This is a genomic window from Kouleothrix sp. (assembly GCF_046328425.1).
GTDB lineage: Bacteria > Chloroflexota > Chloroflexia > Chloroflexales > Roseiflexaceae > Kouleothrix.
In genome coordinates, this window is sequence record NZ_JAXLWP010000023.1 from 39,162 (window position 1) to 63,836 (window position 24,675).

Genomic DNA, 24,675 nt, shown 5'->3' on the forward strand with positions numbered 1-24,675 from the left:
GTGCGATGGCCGGTACATCCACTGCGCTGTTTGTGGGCCTCGACATTGGCGGCACCAAGCTGATGGTGGCGGCGGCCGGCCAGGATGGGCAGATCCTGCGACGCACGCGCGCCCCGACGCCGGCCCGCCTGGGCGAAGGGCTCGCGCTGCTGAACCAGCTGATCGCCACGGTGGCGCAGGGCCAGCCGATCGCTGGGATCGGCGCGGCGATTGGCGGCCCGCTCGATGCCGCCAGCGGCGTCGTCTCGCCGCTGCACCAGCCGGATTGGCGCGAGGTGCCGCTGAAGCAGCTGCTCGAGGCGCGCTGGGCTTGCCCGTTCGCCGTCGATGTCGACACCAACGTAGCGGCGCTGGGCGAGTACACCCTCGGGCGGCTCGACGTGCCGCGCTTTCTGTATATCACGCTCAGCACTGGCATGGGCGGCGGCTTTCTTGTCGACGGCGCGATCTACCACGGTATGCGCGGCGCGCACCCCGAAGTTGGCCACCAGTCGATCCCATTCCGCGCGCCGCACCCCGAGCGCGTGGCCTGCGAGTGTGGCGCGCCCGACTGCCTCGAAGCGCTGATCTCGGGCAATGGCATCCGGCGCGTCTACGGCAAGCCGGCCGAGCAGCTTGGCGATGCCGAGTGGGACGAGGTGGCCTATAACCTCGGCCAGGGGCTGCGCAACCTCGCCGCGATCTACCTGCCGGACATGATCGTCCTGGGCGGCGGCGTGGCGGTCGGCGGCGGCGAGCGGCTGATCGGCGCGGCCCGCCGCGTGATGGCCGAGCGCCTGAAGCTGGTGCCGCACCCCGAGGTGCGCCTCAGCCAGCTCGGCTACGACACCGCGCTGCTCGGCGCGGTTACCCTGGCGCGCCGCACAAGAAAACACAAGTAATCAAACGGAGTTGGTATTAATCCGCCCGGCCGATCAGCACAAACGCCGCCCAGTGGATCGGGTCGGCGTAGAGCTGCTGGTCGTACAGCTCTGCGGGAACGTCGGGCAGGCCTGCCAGCTCGGCCGCCAGCGCCGGCTGCTGGGCGCGCCAGCGGTCGAGTGTGGCCTGCAGCCCGCGCCCGGTGGTGGCGCGCAGCGCCGCCTGTGCATCGCGCAGCGCCGCTGCGGGCGCCTGCCCCGCCAGCAGCCCGGCGTAGAACCGATCCATCAGCAGCAGCGTCACCAGATCGGCCGCCTCCCACTGCGCGCACACCACCGCTGGCGCCCCGGCGTACAGAAAGGCGCGCTGCAGCCCCAGCAGCTCGTCGCCGGGCACCACGTGCGTCACGCCGCTGGCGCACGCGCTCAGCGTCACCAGGTCGGCGCCGAGGGTGAGCCGGGCTATGATCGCGCGCGCGCTGAGGGTTTCGCCCTCGCCAAGCTGCAGCGCCGAGGCCAGCGGGTCGTGCGGGTCGTAGACCGCGTGCCCGGCGATGTGCAGCCATTGCGTGTCCGGCCCGGCCGCCAGCAGATCGGCGCTCTTGGGCTGCCCGCCAGCCAGCGCCTGGCCGCCCGCGAGCCGCGCGATGTGGCGCGCCTCGGCTTCGGCGTAGCGCAGCCGGGCGCTCGCGCCGCCGTTGTAGCCCAGCGCCAGCCGCCCGCCGGCCCGCCCGCGCGGCTGGCCAAGGCAGCTGCGCAGCAGAATCGTGGCCGAGGGCGCTAGCGCCAGCGCCGGGCCGTCGGCGCCGAGCAGCGCGGCGAAAGGTACGTAGTGCAGCGGCCCGTGCGGGATGCAGTACACCAGCTGGCGGTTTTCCAGCAGGCCGGCCACCGGCGCGAGCAGCTCGTCGCGCAGGCCGCGCAGCAGGTCGGCCCGCAGCAGCCGCGTCGTCGGCGAAGGGTCGCCCGCGAGCGGGCGCAGCCGGTTCGGGTCGCCCGGCGCCGACGCCACGCGCATGTCGCCGCGCGTGATTGCGAAGATCAGTGTCTGCGGCGGCGCGGCCATCAGCGCGCGCAGGCGCGCGTTCGCGCTTGGGATCTTGTTCACCAGGCTGTCGCCGCGCGGCAGTACGCCGATCGTAAAGTACTCGAGCAGCAGCGCGCCGGCTGGCAGCTGCGCCTGCACTTCGGCCAGCGTCGCCACGCGCTGATCGACCCGGCGATACAGCTCGGTTGCGCCTGCCTCGCCTGCCGGCGCGCCGCGCGCCCCCAGCATGTCGAGAAACGCCCGCGAGCGCGCGCGCTCGACATAATGGAATGCCTCGGCCGCGTGGCCCAGCCGCAGGCACAGCCGCACGATCGCCTCGTATACCTGCTGCGCGCTGCCGAGCAGGCCCAGCTTGATCTCCTCGGCGTGGGCGGCGGCGCGCAGCTGCTCGATGCCCTCGACCGCCGCGCGATACTGCTCGAACGCCTCGCCAAGCCGGCCCTGCTGCTCGAGGATACTGCCGCGCCGGTAGCGCGTGAGGCTGAGCCAGTGCTGGTTGCCGATCTGCCCGGCCAGCGCAATCGCCTGGTCGTAGGCCGCCAGCGCCTCGCCCCAGCGCGACTGCGCCTGGAACAGAAAGCCCAGCTGCGCGAAGCTGTCGAGCGCCACCGCCGGGTCGCCGTGCTCGGCCGACTGGGCGATCGCGAGCGCCTGGCGGTAGGCCGCCTCGCTGGCGGCCTCGTCGCCGAGCATCTGGTGCAGGAACCCCTGGCTCCAGTAGATGTTCGAGAGCCCAGCGCTGATATCGAGCTTCAGGTACAGCTGCAGCGCCTGCTCGAAGTGCTCGTTCGCCTGCTGCCAGCTGCCGACGTGCATGGCGCTGTTGCCCATTTCGTAGAGCGCGTGGGCCTCGCGGGCCTGGTCGCCGCTCGCCCGGAAGATCGCCAGGCTGCGGGTGCTGGCCTCGAGCGCCTGGCGGTAGTAGCCAAGCTCGGCGTGCACCATGCTCATGTTCAGCAGCGCGTGGCCCTGGTATGCCGTGTTGCCGAGCGCCTGGGCCAGGCCGTGCACCTGCCGGTAATATTCCAGCGCGCGGTCGTAGCGGCTCTGAAACCAGCCAGCCTGGCCAAGCGCGTTGAGCGCCTGCAGGCGCACGTCGTCGTCCAGGCCGGGCTGCTCGAGCAGGGCGCCGAGCGTGGCCTCGCCGCGCGCGTATGCCTGCGTGCGCACCGCCACAACGCCATCGTAGAAGTCGAGCAGCTGCTGGTGGCGCGCCAGGCGCGGGCCGGCGGCGCGCGCCGCCGCCAGGTGCTGCGCCAGGATCTGCCACTCGCGGCGGGCCGCCAGCAGCAGAAACAGCTCGCCAAGGTGCGCGAAGCTGTCGGCCTCGGCGCGCGCGCGCGCTGCCTCCGAGGCCGATCTGCCGATTGCCCGCGTGAAATGTCCGAAAATCAGCGTCTGCCACGTTAATTGTGTAAGCGGCCATTCGTTGCGCAGCCGCCCCAGCCACTCGGCGCGCGCTTCGTCGCGCAGCCGGAAGCTGCCGGGCGGGTCATCGGCCGCCAGCACCATGTCACTCGCCAGCAGCGTCCTCACCTCGTCTTCCCCACACTCGGCGAGCGCCACCAGCAGGTCGTGATCAAACCAGCGCAGCAGTGCGCAGAGGGAAAGGAGGCGCGCGCCTGCGCTAAACGAGCTGCCGGTCACTCGATCGGCCTTTCTGCTTCAAGTCGGTGATCGATCCCCAGGTGTTACCGCTATACGCTACACGGCTGAGGCCCGGGGGCGGTGCGGCCGCCCTGCTGGCCCTGGCCAGGGAGGATGCCAATGGCTCAAACCATCGCGACGATGACGTTCAACCCGCCCCAGGCAGCCGCTGCGGCGCGCGAGAGTGTGGCCGCCGAGCAGCCGCTGCACTCCGAGGCGCCGTTCGTGCAGCTCGAGTTCGACGCCCCAGGCGAGCGCGCCGATGTCGCCAGGGTGGCGCGCCAGCGCCGCGGTATTCCGTCGGCCAGGACGCTGGCCGTGCACGCGGCCGACCCGTTTGGGCCGGAGCTGGACTGGGCCTACCGCTGCTACAAGGTTCACGCCCCCAACCCCGGCGGCGACCGGCCTTCCGGCGCGCCGCCCGGCGGCGACAGCGTGTTCCAGGAGTACCTCTACCTGTTCAATGTGCTGGTGGCGCTCGAGTGGCAGCCCGACGAGCCCTACCTCCAGGCGCTCGAATGGGCGTTCCGCCGCGCCTCCGACCTGCTGTTCGACGCCACGAACGGCTGGATGGCGTTTGGCCAGGTTGTGTTCGGCGGCCCCGAGTTCCTCGACAGCGCCGACATTCAGATCATGGCCTCGAACCGGCTGCTGCCGCGCAGCTGGGTCGGCGGCCTGCACTCCGATGTGCGCTACCCCGACGACGAGAAGTACATGCCCATCCGCCTTGGCCGCGGCCTCTGGAGCGACCGGCGGCGCGACGCGATCGCCTGGGAAGAGCCCGAGGGCTACCGCACGATCGTGCACGAGTGGGGCCACTACGCGCTGAAGCTGCGCGACGCCTACCTCGAGACGCGCCAGCTCGCGCTGGCTGGCCAGGCGCTCCCCGGCGCCGACGGCACGCTGTTCCGGCCGGCGTTGCGCACGGTTGTGATGCCGCGCGTCGGCATCATCAGCGAGTCGATCATGGCTGCGCCCGAGGGCGCTAGCGAGCTGCTACAGCAGCAGCGCGACGACGTGGCCGCGCTGTACCCGCGCATGCGCGCCGATACCGGCCCGCACGTCGGGCCGCGCCAGCTGCCGCTGCCGCTGCCGCGCTTTCGGCGCCAGGAAGGGCTGGACGGCTCGCCGGAAGCGCTGTTCTTCCCAGCGCGCTCCGCCGCGCCCGCGCTGTATGGCCGCCTGCCGGACGCCACCCGGCTCGAGCACTGCTGGCTGTACCTGCTCAAGGGCGCCGGCGACGGCCAGTTGATTGCCCAGGGCACGCTCGAGGCCCGCACCGCCGACGCGCCATTTCGGCTGCTGGGCGCCGCGCCTGGCGATACTGTAGTGCTCGTCGCCGAGACGCGCGACCGCCAGCCGCTGGTGCTGAGCGCCACGCTCGACGCGGCCGGCCAGCTGGCCGAGCTGGCCGACGCCACGCCCGCAGCCATCCCGACGATCGATGTGCTGCCAGGCGCCGCCGACGCGCGCGGCCGCATGGCCAGCGTCGCGCTGCGGCTGAGCGGCGCGGCCGACCCGCCCGCCCAGGCCGCGCTGTTCCCGCTTGGCGCCGCCGCCGTGCCAGTCGCGCCGGCCGCCGGCCAGCCCGGCTGGCTCAGCCAGTTTACCGCAGTGAAGACGCTCGACGGCCACGTGCTGCTGCGCTGGCCAGGTGGAAAATACCTGATCAGCCCGTTCTCGCAGGGCGGCGGGCCGCAGACGCATACACCCTCGCCGGCTAACCCGATCACCGCCGGATCGTCGGACGGCGGCGCCATGCTGTTTTTCAAGAACGACGGCCCGCCCAACGAGGCATACGGCCAGGTCAAGGTCGTCACGACGCTGGCGCGCGGCCTGGCAGGTGCGCCCGGCGGCGGGCGCGAGCGCGGCTACGCCTTCGGCATCGCCAGCAACGCCGCGCTGCCGGCCGAGCTGAGCCCGACGCTGGTGCTCTACACCGACCCATTGTTTCTGCTGGACGACGAGCGCGAAGCCATGACGGGCGCGCTGCGGATCTGCCGCTGGCAGGCGGGCGCGTGGGTAGCGCTGCCAACCTACATCCCGCCCGGCTACCCGTTTGTGGTCATCCCGCTCGACGGTGCCAGCGCCGGCGCGCTGCTCGATCCTACCGCCGCCGATGTGCGCGTCGAATACTACAAGGCCTGCTGGATCCCGGCTGAAACGCCGTAGCCGCAAGCATACCACACAGCTGCGGCAGTGAACAAATTTCGCGCGATCGCCTCTAATAAAGTGTCCGATGGTTTCGAGACATTTGAAAGGCGATCGCGCGTATGCTGCAGCTACAGTGTTCTGAGCATGATGCTTTCGACCTGTTTCGACAGGCCATTGTTGGTCGATCCGATGAAGCCTGGGCGTCGATCTACGAGCAGTACCGGCTGCTGATGATCGGCTGGGCCCACGGCTACCGCCCGAACCCATGCTTCGGCGAGTCGGTCGAAGACATCGCCGACCGCGCGTTTGAGCGCGCCTGGCACGCGCTCACACCCCAGCGCTTCGAGCGTTTCGCCGGGGTTGGAGCGCTGCTGGCGTACTTGCGCAGCTGCGTGCTCGCGGTGGTGATCGACGAGGCGCGCTCGTTTGCCACGCGCGACCGCGCGCACCGCCATTTGCGCTTCGCGCCGGTCGAGACGCCTGAGAACCTGGTGATGTCGGCGGCGGCGCGCGTCGAGCTGTGGGCGATCATCAGGGGGCTGCTGTCGGGCATGGCCGAGCATGTGCTGATGGAAGAGACATTCATACTCGGTCTGAAGCCGCAGGCCATCCAGCAGCGTCACCCCGATCTGTTCGCCAGCGTCGACGATCTGTACGCGCTCAAGCGCAACCTGGTGGCGCGCCTCGAACGCTGCCCCGCCGTGCGCGAGTGGTTCGGCCGCTAGCGCGACTACACCAGCAGAAACGCCACCAGCAGCGTCAGCAGCGTCACCGGCAGGCCCACGCGCAGGTGCGCCCTGAAGCTTATCTGCACGCCCCAGCGCCCGGCCAGCTCGGCGACGATCAAGTTTGCCACCGAGCCGAGCAGCGTGAGGTTGCCGGCCAGCGTCGACGCCGCCGCAAGCATCAGCCAGGCGCGCTGCGGATGCGCGAATGCCGGCACGAGGTGGCGCAGCAGCAGCACCGCCGGCACATTGCTGACCAGGTTCGAAAGCAGCGCGGCCGCCAGCCCGAACGGCGCCAGCCCGGCCTGCGCGAACGGCTGAAGCCACACGAAGAGCACGCCTGTCAGCCCCTGCGCGTCGAGGCTCGCGGTGACGACAAACAGCCCGGCGAAGAACACCAGCAGCCCCCAGTCGATCGTCGCAAAGATCCGCTCGGACTTGATGCGCCGCGTCACCAGCAGCGCGGCAGCGGCCAGAAATGCCGCCAGCGCCACCGGCGCGCCAGCCAGAAACAGCGCCAGCATGCCCGGCAGCACCACGGCGATCTTCAGCAGCAGCGGCCGGTACACCCGCACGGCTTCGGCCTCGGGCACCGCGAACGTGGCCGCGCCAAACTCGGCGCGGTACGACAGCACAATCACGCCCCAGCAGATCGCCAGGCCAATCAGCGCGGTGGGCGCCAGCGCCAGCGCGAATGCGCTGTAGCCGATGCCCGAGGCGCTGCCGACCACGATATTCTGCGGGTTGCCGGTGATCGTCGCGGCCGAGCCGACATTCGCGGCGGTGGCCAGCCCCAGCAGGTACGGCATCGGCTCGCGCCGCAGCCGCGCGGTGATGTCGAGCACCAGCGGCGTCATGATCAGAGCGACGGTATCGTTCAGGAACAGCGCCGACAGTAGCCCCGCCGACAGCACCACCAGCGCCAGCAGCATACGTGGCCCGTGCGCCTGCCGAACGACGCGCTGTGCCACAAGTTTGAAGAACCCGGCGAGCAGCAGGTGGCCGTTCAGCACCATCATGCTGAACAGCAGCAGCAGCGTGTTCATGTCGATCGCGGCGTAGGCCTGGGGGAGCGACAGCGCGCCGGCGCCAAGTAGCGCGGCCGCGCCGATCAGCGCGATTGTGGCGCGGTTCGCGCGTAGCAGCGGCCAGCGGCCGATCGCAATCCCGGCGATCGTGCACCCGGCGATTGCGAGTGTCGCATACGTAACGAGCGGCATATTTCTTGTCGCGGCAACGAGCTGCTTGGCCTGCGCGCGCATTCGATCGTGGCGCGCCGTGCGGCGATGAACGCCGGGGTGCCGTCAGAGTCCGGCACTCCTTGCTCTCGCCGCCTGCCCCTGGTGGGGGCTGGAGGCCGGCGGCGACGTTGAGGCCGGCCTAGATCGCCGATAGCAGTTTCGGTGCCACCGCCGCGCTATGGTATCATGGTGGCCGTGCCTGCCCCTGGCAGAAAGGCCCGCCTATGAACCGAACGCTCGCGCGCTGCTTTGCGCTCGCGATGGCTGTAGCGCTGCTGACGCAGTGTGCCGCGCCTGCGCTGCCTTCTGTAAGCACCAGCACCACCGTGCCGGCCAGCACCGCTGCCGGCGCCGCAGTGCTGCCTAGCCCCCTGCCCGCAGCAACCCAGCCGCCCAGCGCCACGCCGGCCCCAAGCCCCACGCTGGCCCCAAGCCCCACGCCGCCGCCCACCCCCACGCTCGCCCAGCTCTCGCCGACGGCTACGCTGGCGCCGCTTAGCGCCGACGAGCGCGCGCGGATCTTTGAGCGCCTGTGGGATCTCGTGCGCCAGCGCTACCTGTACCCCAACTACCGCGGGCTTAACTGGGCCGCCATCCACGATGAGTACGCCCCCAAAGTGGCCGCCGCCGACGACCCTGCGGCGTTTTATGCCCTGCTGAGCCAGATGATCGACCGGCTGGGCGACGACCATACCCGCTTCGAGACGCCGCAGGAGGTTGCCGAGGAGGCCGCGCGCTCGACGGGCGTGCTTACCTATGGCGGCATTGGCGTGACGATCCGCGACGACCCGGCCGGCGCGCTGGTGACGCGGCTCGCGCCGGGGGGGCCGGCCGACATGGCCGGCGTGCGCCTGCGCGACGTGATTGTGGCGATCGGCGGCGTGCCGATCAGCGATACCGCCAGCTTCGGCAGCGCCGGCCCCGAGGGCGCCGTGCGCGGCGACCCGGGCACCACCGTGGTGCTGACGGTGCGCACGCGCGGCGAAGCGCCGCGCGACGTGACGGTGACGCGCCAGGTCATCCCCGGCGACGCGTTTCCACCGGTCGAGGCCGCGCGCCTGCCCGGCACGCGCGTGGGCGTGCTGGCGATTGAATCGTTCGACCGCGAAGACCTGGTCACGCTCGTGCGCGATCGGCTCGACGACCTGCTGGCCGGCGGGGCGCTCAGCGGCCTGATCGTCGACGTGCGCGACAACGGCGGCGGCTATATCGAGGTGATGCTCGAGACATTGGCGCTGTTCATCGACGGCGGCTCGATCGGCAGCAGCGCCAGCCGCCGCAGCCGCAGCGACTTGGCGATCCCCGGTGGCGAGGTGGTGCCGGGCTTTGCCGATCTGCCGATTGTGGTGCTGATCAACGAGGGCACTGCCAGCGCCGCCGAGATGTTCGCGGCCGGCATGCGCGTGCGCGGGCGCGGCCGCCTGGTTGGCGCCACCACTGCCGGCAACACCGAGAACCTAGTGCTGCACAACTTCGACGACGGCTCGCGCTTGTGGCTGGCCGAGTACGCCTACCGCCTGCCCGACGGCAGCCTGATCGAGGATGTGGGCGTGCGCCCCGACCGCGAGGTGCGCGCCCAGTGGTGGCGCTTCGAGCCGATCGACGACCCGCAGATCAAAGCCGCGCTCGCGCTGCTCGGCGCGGCGCGCTAGCCGGCGGCGCCCGGCAAACCGGCCGTGTCTACGACGCCCTCGTCCTGGTCGATCTGCGCCTCGATCACCTGGTCGCGGCCGTTGTGCTTGGCGCGGTACAGCGCCGCGTCGGCGTTGCCAAGCACGGCGCGCGGGTTTGGGCCGTGGGCCGGCAGCAGCGCCGCGCCCGCCGAGATCGTAATCGCGCCAAGCGGCTCGCCGAGGTACACGATCTGCATCTGCTTGACGATCTCGCGCAGCTGCTCGGCGCGCTCGAGCAGCTTCTCGCGGGTTGTGGCCGGCATAATGATCGTGAACTCTTCGCCGCCGTAGCGGCACACAATATCGCCGGCGCGCACCCCCGCCTGGAGCGCGGCGCCAACCTCGCGCAGCAGCATGTCGCCCGCGTCGTGGCCGAATGTGTCGTTGAAGTGCTTGAAGTGGTCGATGTCGAGCATCAGCACGCCGATCGGGTAGCCGCTGCGGCTGGCCCGGCTCACCTCGCGCTCAAACGACTCTTCCATGTAGCGCCGGTTGAACAGGCCGGTCAGCGGGTCGCGGATCGACTGGTGGCGTAGCTTCTCCTGCAGGCGTAGGTTCGCCAGCGACAGCTCGATCTGGCGCGCGATCGTGAACACCAGGTGCTGGCGCGCGTCGGATGCCTGCTCGGGGCCGCCGTCGAGCGAGAGCACGCCGAACGCCGTGCCGCGCGCGATCAGCGGCACCCGCAGCGCCCGCGTGGCGCTGGCCGGGCCGGCTGGCTGGCCCCAGCTGCCCACAACCTCGAGCGTGCTCTGGTCGTCTGCCGCGATCTCGAGCGCGCCGCTGCCCTCGGGGAACAGCCGCTCGAGCGTCGCGATGATCACCGTGTAGGCGTCGGTGGTCGAGACACACGCCTGGATCGAGTCGTTCAGGTCGCTCAGCACCGCCAGCTCGTAGGCGTGCTGCTGCAGCTCGCTCACATTCTGCGAGAGCTGCTGGTTCATTGCTCGGATGCGCGCCTCGGTCTCGTGGAGCGCCTCGGTGCGCGCCTGCATCTCGGCCTCGAGCTGCTCGTATGCGCGCTGAAGCCGGGCGTTGCTGGCGCGCGCCTCGGCCAGCATGCCCAGTAGCTTGGTCTGGCGCCGCGTCAGCAGCCACAGCAGCAGGGCTAGCTCGGTCGCGGCCATGCCCGTGAATAGCAGCGCCGCGTACGGCTGTAGCCCTAGCGGCAGCCGCGCGGCCAGGCTCAGCAGCAGCCCCGCCACCACCTGCATGATCAGCAGCACGCGCCGCAGCGACGGCTGCGGCGTGTACAGCAGCGCCAGCATCGGCAGCGCCAGCGGCACCGCCAGCAGCTCGGGCCGCGCTACCGCCAGCGCCAGCGCCGAAACCAGGCCGGCCGCCAGCGCCGCCACGCCGACAATCACGATCGAGCGGCCGATCTGGCGGTAGCGTAGCCGCCGCTGCGCGTATAAAATACAGCCGGCGTAGCCAAGCCACAGCGCCGCCTCGGGCGACGGCTGCGGCTGGAACAGCCTGAAACCGCCGAGCACCAGGCAAAAGCCGACGCTAACGACAAGCGCCTGCCGCAGCCGGATCTGCTCGGAGCGATGGCCGCTCGACCATTCTGATGCTGCTTCCATTGTTGGTTCCTTGTATTCGGCTTCATCGGAGATAGCGTGGCCGGAGTGGCTTTGCCCCTCCGCGTCTCGAGAAGCTTCTTGGAGCCTGCGGCCCCAAACTCCCACCACTTTTATTCCAATGAGGCCTTACGCAGTTGGCGTGCTCGGCCTTCGGCAGAGCGGTACTATCGTTGTGTGTTGTATGCGGTTTTTCAGTGCGCAGCGCGGAAAAACCGCATACACAAGATGGCGCAGTACCATGCTGACGCAGGCTCAATTACCAATAAAGCCTATATAGCCCGCGCGGTGGCGTACGTGGCCACCCGCACCCGTGACACTCTCTATACTAGGCAAAAAAGCCCTTGCTGTGGCGATCGAGTGCCGCGCGGCATGATTACAAAATGATCGCCAAAGATCATCCAAAGGTCGTAGCCGCATTGGTTGACACGCGCGCCGCCGCCGTGCTATAGTGAATTCGAAAGAGCACCCTGGAAGGAATGCCGTTCGATGACCAACCTGCGCGACACGATGATCATGCTCGAGCTGACGAATGCGCTGATGCGCATGCGCAGCGCCGCTATGATCACGCCCACCGCCAGTGTGTCGCCAGGGTAAGCCTTCTCTCCATAGCGATCCACCGGCCGTGGGCACCGCGCAGGCGCCCCGGCCGTTTTGATTCTCGGCCGGGTATTCAACCGAACGACCTAGCCGCGGCGATACGCCGCCACAGGAGGATCGCATGGCGAAGAAGAAAAACGCACCGGGCAGTAAATCGACGAGTGCTGCTGGTAAGGGCGGCTTCAAGCAGCCCCTGACGCGCAGCACGCCGCTTTCGCGCCGGCCGCCGCGCCAGCCCGGCCGCTAAGCCCGCCGCCCGCGCTTGTGCGCCACAGAAGGAGGCCCCGATGTTCCAACACACCACCATGCGCATGATCATGCCGTCGCGCGGGCTACCGCGCGGCCGCTTGCCAATGCCGGATGTTGCGTGATCTGCGAGCAGATTGCCAGGGCCGCCCGGTATGGGCGGCCCTGTTTTTTTTGGAAGGGAGCCTAGCAATGCAGCATACATCAAGCTCGCCTGCGTGCGAGCGCTACTACATCACCACCTCGATCCCCTACGTCAATGCGCGCCCGCATATCGGGCACGCGCTCGAGTATGTGCAGGCCGACACGCTCGCGCGCTACAGGCGCCAGCGCGGCCAGGCGGTGTGGTTTCTCACCGGCACCGACGAGAATAGCCTGAAGAATGTGCGCGCCGCCGAGCGCGAGGGCCTCGCCACGCGCGCGCTGGTCGATCGCAACGCCGCGTACTTCTACGCCCTGCACGGCGCGCTCGGTCTGTCGTTCGACGATTTCATCCGCACCAGCGCCGACGCGCGCCACGCCCCCGGCGTGCATAAGCTCTGGCTGGCCTGCGCCCAGCGCGGCGATATCTACCGGCGCGCGTACCGCGGGCTGTACTGCGTCGGCTGCGAGCAGTTCTACGCCGAGAATGAGCTGGACGGCGGCCTGTGCCCCGAGCACCTCACCCCGCCCGAGCCGATCGAGGAGGAAAACTACTTCTTCCGGCTGTCGCGCTACGCCGGGCAGCTGCACGAGCTGATCGCCAGCGACCGGCTGCGGATTACCCCGGCCGCGCGCAAAAACGAGGCGCTGGCGTTCATCCGCGGCGGCCTCGAAGATTTCAGTATCTCGCGCTCGCACGCCCGCGCGCGCGGCTGGGGTGTCGCGGTGCCAGGCGACCCCGGCCAGGTGACGTATGTATGGTTCGACGCGCTCAGCAACTACATCACCGCCCTGGGCTACGCCTGCGCCGGCGAGCGCTACCGCGACTTTTGGCAGAGCGGCCAGCGCCGCGTGCATGTGATCGGCAAGAACATCCTGCGCTTCCACGCGATCTACTGGCCGGCCATGCTGCTCTCGGCCGGCGAGCCGCTGCCTAGCGACATCCTGGTGCATGGCTTTGTTACCGCGAATGGCCGCAAGATCAGCAAGTCGCTCGGCAATGCCGTCGATCCTAGCGATCTGGCCGCGCGCTATGGCGCCGACGCGCTGCGCTACTACTTGCTGCGCGAGATCCCGCCCGCCGTCGGCGGCGATTTCTCGCTCGAGCGGCTGGCGCGCGCCTACAACGCCGACCTGGCCGACAGCCTGGGCAACCTGCTCAGCCGCACGATCGGCATGCTGACGCGCTACTACGGCGGGCAGGTGCCGGCGCCCGCCGTGCCCGACCCGGCCGGCGAGCCGCTGCGCGCCGTGGGCCACCAGCTGGCCGATCGCGTCGACGCGGCGCTCGAGCGCTTCGCGTTTGACGCGGCGCTGGCGGCGATCTGGGAGCTGATTGCCGCCGCGAACAGGTATGTGTCCGAGGCGCGGCCGTGGGCGCTGGCGAGGCTCCGCGCCGAGCCGGCCGCCGAGGCGCAGCTGGCAACGACGCTGTACACGCTGGCCGATGCGCTCTGGCTGGCGGCGCGGGCGCTGGCGCCGTTTCTGCCCGGCACCGCTGCGGCGATTGCCCACCAGCTGGGGCTTGAGCCAGCCGCCGCCGAGCAGCCGGGCGCCGCGCCAAGCTGGGGGCGCTACCCGGCCGGCACTGCAGCGCGGCCGGGCGGCATTCTGTTCCCGAAGCTTGGCTAGCGCAAACCGGGTTTGCGGAAATACCACTTATGTACTATCCTGCAGGCTCAAGCAAACCACCGTACATCAAGCATACAGAGCGGAGCGTTCACCATGCCCGATCATATTCTCCTTGCCGTCGCCTGGCCCTACGCCAATGGCCCGCGCCACGTCGGCCACGTGGCCGGCTTCGGCGTGCCCAGCGATATCTTCGCGCGCTACCAGCGCCTGAAGGGCAACCACGTGCTGATGGTGTCGGGCACCGACGAGCACGGCACGCCGATCACCCTGGCCGCCGACAAAGAAGGCGTGACGCCGAAGCAGCTTGCCGACCGCTACAACCGCGTGATCGGCGACGACCTGCGCAACCTGGGCCTGAGCTACGACACCTTCACGCGCACCACCACGCTCAACCACTACCGTGTGACGCAGGATCTGTTCAAGACGCTCTACGACAAAGGCTATATCCTGAAGCAGACCGCGCTCGGCGCGTTTTCGGCCGCTACCGGGCGCACCCTGCCCGACCGCTACATCGAAGGAACCTGCCCGATCTGCGGCTACGGCGAGGCCCGCGGCGATCAGTGCGACAACTGCGGCAACCAGCTCGACCCGGTCGACTTGATCAACCCGCGCTCGAAGGTCGATGGCCAGCCGCCGGTGTTCCGCGAGACCGAGCACTTCTTTCTCGACCTGCCGGCCTTCGCCGAGCGGCTGTCGCAGTGGATCGACAGCCAGGCGCACTGGCGGCCCAACGTGCGCGGCTTCTCGCTGAACCTGCTCGAAGACCTGCGCCCGCGCGCGATCACCCGCGACCTCGACTGGGGCGTGCCCATCCCGCTGCCCGAGTATGCCGATCGCGACGACAAGCGCATCTACGTCTGGTTCGACGCGGTGATCGGCTATCTTTCGGCCAGCGTCGAGTGGGCCAAGAACCGTGGCACGCCTGATGCATGGCGTGAGTGGTGGCAGAGCCCGGCGGCGCGGCACTACTACTTCATGGGCAAAGACAATATCGTGTTCCACAGCGTGATCTGGCCGAGCATGCTGATGGGCTACGGCAACGGCGGCGCGATCGGCGGCAATGCCGGCAGCCCCGCGCTGAACTTGCCATACGACGTGGTGAGCAGCGAGTTTTTGACAATGGAGGGCAAGAAGTTCAGCAGCAGCCGCGGGATCGTGATCTATGTGAATGACGTGCTTAGCCGCTACGACCCCGACCCGCTGCGCTACTTCCTGACGATCGGCGGCCCCGAGACGCAGGACACCGACTTCACCTGGGCCGAGTTTGTGCGCCGCAACAACGACGAGCTGGTGGCTACCTGGGGCAACCTGGTGAATCGCACGCTCACCAATGTTCACCGCAACTTCGGCGCGGTGCCGCAGCCCGGCGAGCTAACCGCGGTCGACCACGCAGTGCTGGCCGAGGTCGAGGCCGGCCTGAGCAGCGTCGGCGCGCTGCTCGACGCCGCGCGCTTCAAGGCTGCGCTGGGCGAGGCGATGAAGCTCGCGAGCCAGGTGAACCAGTACCTGAGCGAGCAGGAGCCGTGGAAGGTGATCAAGCGCGACCGCGAGCGCGCCGCGACGATCCTGTATGTGGCGCTGCGCTGCGTCGATAACCTGAAGATCATCATGACGCCGTTTCTGCCGTTCACCAGCCAGAAGCTGCACGAGCTGCTGGGCTACCAGGGCTTTATCGCCGGGCCGCTCGAGTTCCGCGAGTATGCCGAGGAAGACGGCAGCAGCCACCGCGTGCTCACCGGCGATTACGCCAGCTGGGTTGGGCGCTGGCAGCCCAGCGAGCTGCCGGTAGGCCAGGCGCTGCAGCCGCCCGCGCCGCTGTTCAAAAAGCTCGACGAGTCGGTGGTGGCCGACGAGCTGGCGCGGCTGGAGCATGCCGGCAAGTAGACGAGCGTCTTCCGCAGAGTACACGGATTGAGCCTACCAACATCTGTGTACTCTGTGGAGCTTTATTTTGGGCGAGGAGCGTAAATGGCAGATGCCACCGCGACGAGGCGCCCGCGCGGCGCGCTGCTGCGCTGGCTGCTGGCCGGGCCGGTGCGCGAGGCCGAAGGCCCCTACGAAGAGGAGGGCCACGACGCGCACGCCTGGTGGCAGGTGATGTGCCTCACCGGCGTCGACTACTTCTCGACGCTGGGCTACCAGCCGGGCATCGCCGCGCTGGCGGCCGGCTCGCTCTCGCCGATCGCCACGCTGATCCTGGTGCTGCTGACGCTGTTCGGCGCGCTGCCGATCTACCGCCAGGTGGCCGCCGAAAGCCCGCACGGCGAAGGCTCGATCGCCATGCTCGAGCACCTGCTGCCGTGGTGGCAGGGCAAGCTGTTCGTGCTGATCCTGCTGGGCTTTGTTGCCACCGACTTCATTATTACGATCACGCTCTCGGCCGCCGACGCCACCGCGCACCTCGCCGAGAACCCATTCGCGCCCGCGCTGCTGCACGATAACCCGGTGCCGGTGACGCTGGTGCTGGTTGCGGTTCTGGCGGCGATCTTTCTGAAGGGCTTCAAAGAGGCGATCGGCGTGGCGGTGGCGCTGGTGGGCGTGTATTTGCTGCTGAACTTTGTGGTGGTGGCCGACGCCGTCTACCACGTGATCGAGCACCCGCCGCTGGTGATCGACTGGCAGCGCGCGCTGGTGGCCGAGCACGGCAGCCCGCTGCTGATGCTCGGCGTGGCGCTGCTGCTGTTCCCCAAGCTGGCGCTGGGCCTCTCGGGCTTCGAGACGGGCGTGGCGGTGATGCCGCTGGTGCGCGGCGCGCCCGGCGACACCGAGGCCAGCCCGGCCGGGCGGGTGCGCCACACCCGCACGCTGCTGCTCACCGCCGCGCTGATCATGAGCGTGTTTCTGATCGCAAGCAGCTTTGCTACCACCGTGCTCATCCCGCACGCCGAGTTCGAGCCGGGCGGCCACGCCAACGGCCGGGCGCTGGCGTTCCTGGCGCACGCCTACCTGGGCGAGATCTTTGGCACGGTGTATGACATCAGCACCATCCTGATACTCTGGTTTGCCGGCGCCTCGGCCATGGCCGGGCTGCTGAACATCGTGCCGCGCTACCTGCCGCGCTACGGCATGGCCCCCGACTGGACGCGCGCCGCGCGCCCGCTAGTGCTGGTGTTCGCGGCGATCGCCTTCGCGGTGACGATCATCTTCAAGGCCGACGTCGACGCGCAGGGCGGCGCCTATGCCACCGGCGTGCTGGTGCTGATGTCGTCGGCGTCGGTGGCGGTGACGCTCTCGGCCTGGCGGCGCGGCGCGCGCCGCCGCGCGGCAGCGTTCGCGCTGATCACCGTGGTGTTTATGTACACCACGATCGTAAATATCGTCGAGCGGCCCGAGGGCATCAAGATCGCGTCGTTCTTTATTGCTGCGATCGTCGTCACCTCGCTGGTGTCGCGCATCTGGCGCGCCACCGAGCTGCGCACCGAGCGCGTCGAGCTCGACGCCACCGCCCGCGAGTTTGTCGAGGCGCTGCGCAACGGCGGCGCGATCCGGCTGATCGCCAACCAGCGCGACGCCGGCGACGAGGCCGAGTACCAGGCGAAAGAGCGGGATGTGCGCGACGATACGCATATCCCGCCCGCCGACCCGGTGCTGTTTCTCGAGGTGGAGGTGTGCGACGCCTCGGAGTTCGCCGATGTGCTTGAGGTGCGCGGCGCGATGGTCGGGCCATACCGGGTGTTCCGCGCCGAAAGCTCGGCCGTGCCGAATGCGATCGCGGCGTTTCTGCTGTACCTGCGCGACGAAACTGGCAAGCTGCCGCATGTGTACTTCGAGTGGGGCGAGCAGAACCCGCTGATCCACCTGGCGCGCTTTGTGGTGTTCGGCGAGGGCGACATCGCGCCGACGACGCGCGAGATCTTGCGCCAGGCCGAGGCCGACCCCGATCATCGGCCGGCTGTGCACGTGGGCGGCTAGGCGCGGCGGGCGATGCCTTGTCGAGGCAATGGCGCAATTCCCAGGGTTTCAGCGTGAAACTGTACGGGCGTGATACACCGCGCCCATACGCCTTGGGGGCCATACATTGGAAAGCTGGTTTGAGCCATGGCCCCAAGCAACACAACGAGGAAGCTATGAATCCCTACCTGGTTCGCGCGCTGCTGGCGGTTGCGTTGGCGGCGTTCTTGTGGGTGCAGTCGCGTGGGCTGGCGGCCCGGCCGCGCCGCCGGCGCGCCTTTGAGTTGGGCGCGGCGGCCATGCTGGCGCTGGCCGCGCTGAACGGTGGCCTGGCGCTGGGCCTCGCCAGCAGCGCCTTGCAGCTTGCCCTGGCTGCGGTTGCGATTGGGCTGTTTGTCGGCGCGGTGATCTCGCTGCTGGCCTCGCTGCGCGCCGGCGAGGCGGCCGACCAGCGCGAGCAGATCGCCACTGCTGCGCGCGAGTACCGCGAGCGGCGCGAGCAGCAGCGCCGCCACCCTAAATGACAGGACGTACGTGGTGGGGGTTCGGGGCGGCAAAGCTGCCCCCGAGAACTTCCTTTTTGGCTGGTCGCGGCCACCGCCGTGGCCGCGACCAGCCAAAAGAGTGATTTTGGAGGGCTTGCGCCCTCCAAGCCTCCCACACGCGAGGACACCATGTAACTCGTGTACTTGACTCCCAGCGCTCGTGCAAAGTCTTTCAACCCCTCCCCTGCCCACTCTCGTGAGCGCGGCAGCGTGAGGAAAGGGGATGCGGGCCGACTGCGCGCGAGCCCTGAATTCACTCCGCACAGCATTGCATCGGCTTGGTGCGTATGGTAAGATGACCGCAACGTTGTCGCCAGCATCGCATGCCTTGAGCGCGGAGGAGCCTTTGGATCCGAACGATACGCAGCCAGGCGGCCAATCCGGTCGTACGATTACGATCCGCCTGACGCGCGACACCATAATGCTGATCGCGGCGCTGCTGTTTCTGGGAACCGCGATCCTGCTGGCTGTCGTATTTCCGTCGGTTTCGCCGAATAGCTCAGCGCCTACCGCTAGCGCAGCTACCACGCCGCTTTCCACAGCTGTGGCCGGGCGCGCCACCGCCGATGCGTCTACCCCTGGCGCGGCCGCCGCGACGCCCGCCGCTACATCGGCGCCTAACGCTACGGCCCAGGGCGACGGGGCGGGCGCGGCCTACCCTCCGCCGACAAGCTCGCCCGCTACTGCCGCAGAGCCGACTATCGCCGAGCCGACTATCGCCGAGCCGACCAGTGCGGCCGAGCCGGATACCAGCGCCAGCCCGACCGAGCTGCCGATCTTTGCGCCCACCCGCTCGGTCGCTGCTGCCGAGACGCCAGGTGCCCAGCCGACAGCACGGGCGACGACGCCGATCGCGACATTTGGCCAGCCAACCGCCGCCTCGGGGCCGGCCAATACCACGCCAACCGTTCCGGTCTTTGGCGAAAACGGCGGTGGCACACCCACGCTCGAGCCGACCGCCACCAGCCTGCCGCCAACGCGCCCGCCCGCGCCGTCGCCCACGCGCCGCCCAACGGCAGTGCCAGCGCCCACCGCCGTGCCAATGGATGTGCTGCGCGGCACGGTGCGCTGGACGGCGGCGCAAAGCCCGATCGTGCTGCGGCGCGACCAGCGCCTGGTGGCAGGCGCAACCCTGCTGATCGAGCCGGGCGTCGAGGTGCGCCTGGCGCCGGGCGTGTCGCTCTTCGCCGACGGCACCGTGTACGCGCTTGGCCAGCCCGACCGGCCGGTGCGCTTTGTGGGCCTCACGCCCCAGCGATGGGAGGGCATTGTCGGCCGGCCAGGCGCGAATATTACCCTCGAGAACACCGAGATCCGCGGCGGCGGCGCGGGCGGCACCGTGCTGGAGAGTAGCGGCGGCAACCTCACCATGCACCACGTGCGGATCAACGATAACGGCGGCCATGTGCAGGTGCGCGACAGCCGGCTCGAAATGCGCGACAGCGAGATCGCCGGCAACGACATGCCCTACGGCTCGGCGCTGGAAGCCAGCTACGCCAGCGGCAATGGCGTAATTCTGACGAACAACCGCATCGGCGGCAACCGCATGCTCGTGCGCGGCACCGCGCCGGTGCGCATCAGCAACACCACCTCCACCGAGATCATCAACCTCGATCTGCGCGGCAACCTGCTGGTGGGCGACGGCGGCCCCGACCTGCTGCTGGTGCACGAGGGCGGCTACACCGGCGGGCTCGACCCGCGCGCCGTCGCCGGGCCATCGCCGTTTCTCGGCACCCTCACCTGCAACACGCTGGTGGGCGGCACCGATGGCCTGAGCCTGCGCGGCGAGGTGGCGCAGGCGCCACTGCTGCCGCTGGCGGTGAACAACAACGCGATCGAGAAGCACACCCCGCCGATCATTCCGGTGTACCTCGAGTATGGCATCGGGCGTGGCGCCACTAGCGAGATGGCGCTGGATATGCGCAACAACTGGTGGGGCAGCCCGCTCGGGCCGTACGACCCCGAGCGCCACGCCGATGGGCGCGGCGAGTCGGTTGGCGACAATATTGAGTTTGGCCCGTGGCTCACCGAGCGGCCAGCCTGCGCGCCGAGCCAGTAGCCGCCTGTGCCTACACCTTCGCCCGCCGATGAGATACATGCGCTGGTTGACGGCGCGATCGCCCGGCGCGTGTTCCCTGGCGCGGTGGTGCTGATCGCCCGCGGCGAGGCGCTGCTGCACGCCGCAGCGTATGGCGCCACCGTCTACGAGCCAGCCTCCGCCAGCCCCACCACGCTCGATACGATCTACGATGTCGCCTCGCTCACCAAAATGTTTACCGCCACCGCCGCGCTGCGCCTGCTTGAAGCCGGCCGGCTGGATCTGCGCGCGCCGGTTGCCAGCTACCTGCCCGAGTTCAAGCCGCGCGATGTGCAGATCTGGCACTTGCTGACGCACACCTCGGGGCTCGACATCCGGCTCTCGGCGCTGCGCCACGCCGGCGCGGCAGGGCTGTGGGCGGCGGTGTACGGACTAGAGCCCGCGCACCCGCCCGGCAGCACAGTGGCGTACACCAATGTCAACTCGCTGCTGCTGGGCGAGGTCGTCGCGCGCCTGAGCGGCGCGCCGCTCGACCGCGCGCTCGCCGAGCTGGTGCTCGCGCCGCTGGGCCTGAGCGCCACGTGCTTTGTGCCGCCGCCGCAGCTGCGCGCGCGTATCGCGCCAACCGAGCACGACGCCGAGTGGCGTGGCGGCCTGGTGCACGGCAGCGTGCACGACGAAAGCGCGCACGCGCTCGGCGGCGTGGCCGGCCACGCCGGGCTATTCAGCACCGCCGGCGACCTGGGCCGCTTCTGCGCGGCCTGGCTGCCGGGCGGCCCGGCGCCGCGGCTGCTTGGCGAGCCAACGATCCGGCTGGCCACGGCCAACCACACGCCGAGCCTGAGCGCAGCCTGCGGGCTGGGCTGGATGATCGACCGGCCGAACTTCATGGGCGCGGCGCCGCCTGGCACGATCGGCCACACCGGCTTCACTGGCCCGGCGATCGTGATCGTGCCCGCCGAGCAGCTCTGCGTCGTGGTGCTGAGCAACCGCGTGTACCCGCAGCGCACGCCGGCGCGGCATCACGATATTACGGCGCAAATCGTTGCGCTCGCGCGTAATTTGTTTAAAAATATCCCGAACAATCATACTTAAGACTGATTCTTCAATGCTTGAAATACGCCCTACTCCACAATTAAAATCTTTTGTGGTATGATTGCCTTTGATTACGATACGCCGCTTCACACTCCCTCAATTGTGATCGTGCATACATGGGGAAGGCAGATTTTCATGGCAGCTGTCCGCATTCTTATCGCCGAAGACAACGAGCTAGTTGCCTTGACGCTTGAAGAGCAGTTGAAAGGGCTAGGCTACGACGTGATTGGCGTGGCGCGCACCGGCGCCGAGGCAATCGACCTGGCCGCCCGGCTCAGCCCCGACCTGATCATCATGGATATTCGGATGCCCGAGGTCGAAGGCACCGAGGCGGCCGCGCGGATCAACAACCAGCGGCCGGTGCCCATCCTGATGCTCACCGCCTACACCGATCGCGACACCATCCGCAAGGCCGAGATCGCCGGGGCGCTGGGCTACCTGGTGAAGCCCGTGAACGAGGCCGAGCTGTCGCCGGCGATCAACATCGCCCTGGCGCGCTACAAAGAGCTGCAGGCCCTGCGCAGCCAGGTTGTCGAGCTTGAAGAGTCGCTCGAGGCGCGCAAGCTCGTCGAGCGGGCCAAGGGCATTCTGATGCAGCGGCTGGGCCTGAGCGAGCGCGACGCGTACGAGCGGCTGCGCCAGCGCGCCCGCGACAAGCGCGCCAAGATGAAGGATATCGCGCAGGCGATCATCGAGGCTGAAGAGCTGCTTGGCTCGTAGGCCGGCGCGCCGGCTGCAGCCACGGAACAGCGTAAGCCCTCGTAGCTCAGTGGATAGAGCAGCGGTTTCCTAAACCGCGTGTCGGCCGTTCGAGTCGGCCCGAGGGTACCACCCTATCCCCATCGGAACGCGGCATTTCGCACGGCGCGAGGTGCCGCGTTCGGCGTTGCGAGCTTCTTTTTGCCCGCGCTCATCCCAGGCGCCCACGGGCTGGCACCAGCTCCGTTTGAGCACTTTTGTTTTGCGATGCCCTGCCTGGCTTTGCCGGCCAGGGCATACCAACAAGAAATTCGGGGGTGGCGAAGCCGCCCCCGAACCCTCATCATAAACCAAGTGATCAGCCGGATGTGGTATGAAACCACTCCCGGCTAAGACTCACACGGGCTTTGTGCGGCAGATCGGCGCTGCTGGTTCCGATCAGGAGCTCGAAGTCGCCCGCATCCGCGACCCACGCCTGGCGGGTGTCGTCGAAGTACGCCAGCGCGCGCATGCCCAGCGAAAGGCTCACATCGCGCGTCTCGTTCGGCTGCAGCGCCACCTTGGCGAAGGCCTTCAGCTCTTTGTCCGGCCGCTCGAGGCGCGCCTCCGCGTCGCGTACATACAGCTGTACGACGGCCTGGCCCACGCGTGTGCCGCTATTGCGCACGGGGACGGTGATTGCCAGCTCGCCGCCCGGATCGAGGCTTTCCGCGCTGAGACGCGGCGCGCCAAGCTCAAAGGTAGTGTACGATAGCCCGAAGCCAAACGGAAACAGCGGCGCCAGGCCCGCGCGGTCGACGTGCCGGTAGCCGATGTACAGCCCTTCGCGATATTCGACCTGGCCGTCGGCGCCGGGGTACTGGCGATCGGGCGCCTCGGGGTGAACCGGGTCGTCCGCCAGGTGCGCGGGGAAGGTCTGCGGCAGCCGCCCGCCAGCGTCCGCCTGCCCGAGCAGCACGTCCGCGATGGCGTGCCCGGCCTCCTGGCCGGGGAACCAGGCCTGCAGCACCGCGCCGACGTCGTTCAGCCAGGGCATCAGAACCGGGCCCCCCGTCTGCAGCAAGACGATCGTGTTGGGGTTGGCTCGCGCGGCCTCGCGCACCAGCTCATCCTGCCGGCCGGGCAGCGCCAGGCCCCAGCGGTCCACGCCCTCGGTCTCCCAGTCGCCGTTCGTGCCAACGCAGACTACGACATAGTCGGCTTCGGAGGCCAGGCGAATGGCCTGCTGCAGGCTATCGTCGGGCAGCGGCTTGCGGAAGCCAAACCGCACCGCGCTCAGCGAGGCGATGCCGACTTCTACGTTCTTTGGCGTGAACTCGATCGTCACGGTGTGCTCGCCCGCCGCCAGAAAGCGGCGCGCGCGCTGCTCGTCGCTGCCGAAACCGAAGTAAGTGCCGCCGGCCTGGAAGTTGGCCCAGTTATCGATCGCGCCCTCGCCGTCGATCGCCAGGCGGCTCAGGCCCGCGCTCGCGAGGCTCAGCTCGTACTCGCCAGGCTCGGCGATGCTGAGCGTGCTCGTCAGGCGGGCGCGGAACTCGGCCGGAACGCCCGCCGGCGGCGTGAACCACATCACCTCGCCGATCGGCCTGTCTTCGCGCGCAAGAACCTCCTCGCTATTCGCGGCCCGGTACTCGATATGCACCGGCGCGCTTGCGACCGGCAGGAACTTGTCGTTGTCGCAGCCCACGGCGTGCGCCACATTGGCCGCGCCCAGCGCTTCGCGCAGGCCGTCCAGCGGGGAAACGCGCCGGTGAGCGTTCATCTGCGCGCTGCCGCCGCCCATCACCTGCGCCGTGGCCGCGTTCGGGCCAATCACTGCGACTTTGGCGCCTGGCGGCAGGGGCAGCAGCCCGCCGGCGTTTTTCAGCAGCACCGCGCCCTCGGCGCCCGCGCGGCGAATCAGGGCGCGGCTATCGGCATACTCCTCGTCGCGCTCGGCTTCGTCGCGTACATCCTGCGGCTGCTCGAAGGCGCCGGTGCGCTCCAGCAGCCGCAAGACATTGCGGGCCGCGGCGCGCACGGCGGCGCGGGTGGCCTCGTCCGCCTGCGCTTCGGCGAGCAGTCCGGCGCGCGCCCGCGCCGGGCCGGGCATCTCGAGGTCGAGGCCGGCGCGGGCGCTCGCGCCAGCCGAGTGCGTGCCGCCCCAGTCGCTCATCACCAGGCCGTCGAAGCCCCACTCTTCGCGCAAGAGGCTGGTCAAGAGCCAGGTGTTCTCGCTGCAGTAGGTGCCGTGCAGGCGATTGTACGCGCTCATGATCGCCCAGCTGCGCCCTTCTCTCACCGCAAGCTCGAATGGCAGCAGGTAGAGCTCGCGCAGGGCGCGCTCGGGGATGTCGCTGTTGATCGTTCCGCGCTGATACTCGGACTCATTCCCGGCGAAGTGTTTCACCGTCGCTGCGACGCCCTGCTCCTGCAGGCCCCGAATGTAGGCGACGGCAAGCTGCCCGGCCAGGTGCGGATCCTCCGCGTAGCTCTCGAAGTTGCGGCCGTTGAGCGAGCTGCGGAACAGGTTGACGGTCGGGCCGAGCAGCGCCGTCGCGCCTTTGGCTTTGGCCTCACGCGCCAGCAGCCGGCCGACCTCGCGCAGCAGCTCTGTGTTCCAGCTCGCGCCGAGGGCGATGCCGACTGGAAAGGCGGCGGTGCGCTTGCCGCCGATCAGCGGGCCGCCGCCACGCGCGCCGGCCGGGCCGTCGGTGACCTTCATGGCCGGAATGCCCAGCCGCGCGATCGGCACGGTTCGCCAGTGATCGGCGCCGGCCAGCAGGGCAACCTGCTCGTCCAGAGTCAGCGCGTTGAGGAGCGTGTCGACGCGCGCGTCCGCGTCGGCAGGCGTGCCGTGGTTTGTGCCGGTGCTCATAGC

Annotated in this window: 16 protein-coding genes and 1 tRNA gene; 13 read left to right on the forward strand and 4 right to left on the reverse strand. The window is 69.2% G+C overall.

Annotated elements, in window-relative coordinates:
* Positions 1–5: 5 nt before the first annotated feature.
* Positions 6–881: an ROK family protein gene (locus U0177_RS20240; protein WP_409572479.1), complete on the forward strand. Its 876-nt coding sequence runs from the start codon at positions 6–8 to the stop codon at positions 879–881.
* A 16-nt stretch (positions 882–897) separates the two neighbouring features.
* Here U0177_RS20240 and U0177_RS20245 read toward each other — a convergent pair whose 3' ends face one another.
* Complete coding sequence (locus tag U0177_RS20245; protein WP_409572480.1) at positions 898–3,555, reverse strand: CHAT domain-containing protein; 2,658 nt, start codon at positions 3,553–3,555, stop codon at positions 898–900.
* 120 nt (positions 3,556–3,675) lie between these two features.
* On the opposite strand from U0177_RS20245, the gene U0177_RS20250 reads away from it, so the two are divergent.
* Both U0177_RS20250 and U0177_RS20255 read left to right on the forward strand, forming a co-directional pair.
* Positions 3,676–5,727 carry a hypothetical protein gene (locus tag U0177_RS20250; protein ID WP_409572481.1) on the forward strand — a complete coding sequence of 684 codons (2,052 nt, stop codon included), beginning with the start codon at positions 3,676–3,678 and terminating at the stop codon, positions 5,725–5,727.
* A 101-nt stretch (positions 5,728–5,828) separates the two neighbouring features.
* A complete protein-coding gene (locus U0177_RS20255; RefSeq protein ID WP_409572482.1) occupies positions 5,829–6,434 on the forward strand; it encodes an RNA polymerase sigma factor in 606 nt (201 codons plus the stop codon).
* Positions 6,435–6,439: 5 nt separating this feature from the next.
* Here the strand turns inward: U0177_RS20255 and U0177_RS20260 are convergent, their stop codons facing one another.
* Positions 6,440–7,654: an anion transporter gene (locus U0177_RS20260; RefSeq protein WP_409572483.1), complete on the reverse strand. Its 1,215-nt coding sequence runs from the start codon at positions 7,652–7,654 to the stop codon at positions 6,440–6,442.
* Positions 7,655–7,899: 245 nt separating this feature from the next.
* On the opposite strand from U0177_RS20260, the gene U0177_RS20265 reads away from it, so the two are divergent.
* Entirely contained in the window at positions 7,900–9,327 is a 1,428-nt protein-coding gene (locus tag U0177_RS20265) for a S41 family peptidase (RefSeq protein ID WP_409572484.1), read from the forward strand.
* Here U0177_RS20265 and U0177_RS20270 read toward each other — a convergent pair.
* Positions 9,324–10,931, reverse strand: coding sequence for a diguanylate cyclase (locus U0177_RS20270; protein WP_409572485.1), 1,608 nt, complete (start codon positions 10,929–10,931; stop codon positions 9,324–9,326). The genes U0177_RS20265 and U0177_RS20270 overlap by 4 nt on opposite strands.
* A gap of 718 nt (positions 10,932–11,649) precedes the next feature.
* Between U0177_RS20270 and U0177_RS20275 the strand changes: the two genes are divergently transcribed.
* From U0177_RS20275 to U0177_RS20315, 9 genes are all read left to right on the forward strand, one after another.
* A complete protein-coding gene (locus U0177_RS20275; protein WP_409572486.1) occupies positions 11,650–11,775 on the forward strand; it encodes a hypothetical protein in 126 nt (41 codons plus the stop codon).
* A gap of 191 nt (positions 11,776–11,966) precedes the next feature.
* Positions 11,967–13,547: a methionine--tRNA ligase gene (metG, locus tag U0177_RS20280; RefSeq protein ID WP_409572487.1), complete on the forward strand. Its 1,581-nt coding sequence runs from the start codon at positions 11,967–11,969 to the stop codon at positions 13,545–13,547.
* 93 nt (positions 13,548–13,640) lie between these two features.
* On the forward strand, positions 13,641–15,431 hold the full coding sequence (gene metG / locus U0177_RS20285; protein ID WP_409572488.1) for a methionine--tRNA ligase: 1,791 nt from the start codon (positions 13,641–13,643) through the stop codon (positions 15,429–15,431).
* 84 nt (positions 15,432–15,515) lie between these two features.
* Entirely contained in the window at positions 15,516–17,459 is a 1,944-nt protein-coding gene (locus U0177_RS20290; RefSeq protein WP_409572489.1) for an amino acid transporter, read from the forward strand.
* A gap of 155 nt (positions 17,460–17,614) precedes the next feature.
* On the forward strand, positions 17,615–17,962 hold the full coding sequence (locus U0177_RS20295) for a hypothetical protein (RefSeq protein ID WP_409572490.1): 348 nt from the start codon (positions 17,615–17,617) through the stop codon (positions 17,960–17,962).
* Between the two features lie 367 nt (positions 17,963–18,329).
* Positions 18,330–20,042 (forward strand): right-handed parallel beta-helix repeat-containing protein, encoded by a 1,713-nt coding sequence (locus U0177_RS20300; protein WP_409572491.1) that lies wholly within the window; start codon positions 18,330–18,332, stop codon positions 20,040–20,042.
* Between the two features lie 6 nt (positions 20,043–20,048).
* Positions 20,049–21,116 carry a serine hydrolase domain-containing protein gene (locus U0177_RS20305; RefSeq protein WP_409572492.1) on the forward strand — a complete coding sequence of 356 codons (1,068 nt, stop codon included), beginning with the start codon at positions 20,049–20,051 and terminating at the stop codon, positions 21,114–21,116.
* A gap of 135 nt (positions 21,117–21,251) precedes the next feature.
* A complete protein-coding gene (locus U0177_RS20310) occupies positions 21,252–21,836 on the forward strand; it encodes an ANTAR domain-containing response regulator (RefSeq protein ID WP_409572493.1) in 585 nt (194 codons plus the stop codon).
* Positions 21,837–21,871: 35 nt separating this feature from the next.
* Positions 21,872–21,947, forward strand: a tRNA-Arg gene (locus tag U0177_RS20315).
* Between the two features lie 226 nt (positions 21,948–22,173).
* Here the strand turns inward: U0177_RS20315 and U0177_RS20320 are convergent.
* The gene (locus U0177_RS20320; RefSeq protein WP_409572494.1) at positions 22,174–24,672 is read right to left on the reverse strand and encodes a glycoside hydrolase family 3 C-terminal domain-containing protein; all 2,499 of its coding nucleotides are present in this window, start codon (positions 24,670–24,672) and stop codon (positions 22,174–22,176) included.
* Positions 24,673–24,675: the final 3 nt, after the last annotated feature.

Excerpts from the sequence above, each read along its gene's own strand:
- U0177_RS20240 (WP_409572479.1), top strand. The coding sequence starts at position 6 with ATGGCCGGTACATCCACTGCGCTGTTTGTGGGCCTCGACATTGGCGGC.
- U0177_RS20250 (WP_409572481.1), top strand. The coding sequence starts at position 3,676 with ATGGCTCAAACCATCGCGACGATGACGTTCAACCCGCCCCAGGCAGCC.
- U0177_RS20255 (WP_409572482.1), top strand. The coding sequence starts at position 5,829 with ATGCTGCAGCTACAGTGTTCTGAGCATGATGCTTTCGACCTGTTTCGA.
- U0177_RS20260 (WP_409572483.1), bottom strand. The coding sequence starts at position 7,654 with ATGCCGCTCGTTACGTATGCGACACTCGCAATCGCCGGGTGCACGATC.
- U0177_RS20265 (WP_409572484.1), top strand. The coding sequence starts at position 7,900 with ATGAACCGAACGCTCGCGCGCTGCTTTGCGCTCGCGATGGCTGTAGCG.
- U0177_RS20270 (WP_409572485.1), bottom strand. The coding sequence starts at position 10,931 with ATGGAAGCAGCATCAGAATGGTCGAGCGGCCATCGCTCCGAGCAGATC.
- U0177_RS20275 (WP_409572486.1), top strand. The coding sequence starts at position 11,650 with ATGGCGAAGAAGAAAAACGCACCGGGCAGTAAATCGACGAGTGCTGCT.
- metG (WP_409572487.1), top strand. The coding sequence starts at position 11,967 with ATGCAGCATACATCAAGCTCGCCTGCGTGCGAGCGCTACTACATCACC.
- metG (WP_409572488.1), top strand. The coding sequence starts at position 13,641 with ATGCCCGATCATATTCTCCTTGCCGTCGCCTGGCCCTACGCCAATGGC.
- U0177_RS20290 (WP_409572489.1), top strand. The coding sequence starts at position 15,516 with ATGGCAGATGCCACCGCGACGAGGCGCCCGCGCGGCGCGCTGCTGCGC.
- U0177_RS20295 (WP_409572490.1), top strand. The coding sequence starts at position 17,615 with ATGAATCCCTACCTGGTTCGCGCGCTGCTGGCGGTTGCGTTGGCGGCG.
- U0177_RS20310 (WP_409572493.1), top strand. The coding sequence starts at position 21,252 with ATGGCAGCTGTCCGCATTCTTATCGCCGAAGACAACGAGCTAGTTGCC.
- U0177_RS20320 (WP_409572494.1), bottom strand. The coding sequence starts at position 24,672 with ATGAGCACCGGCACAAACCACGGCACGCCTGCCGACGCGGACGCGCGC.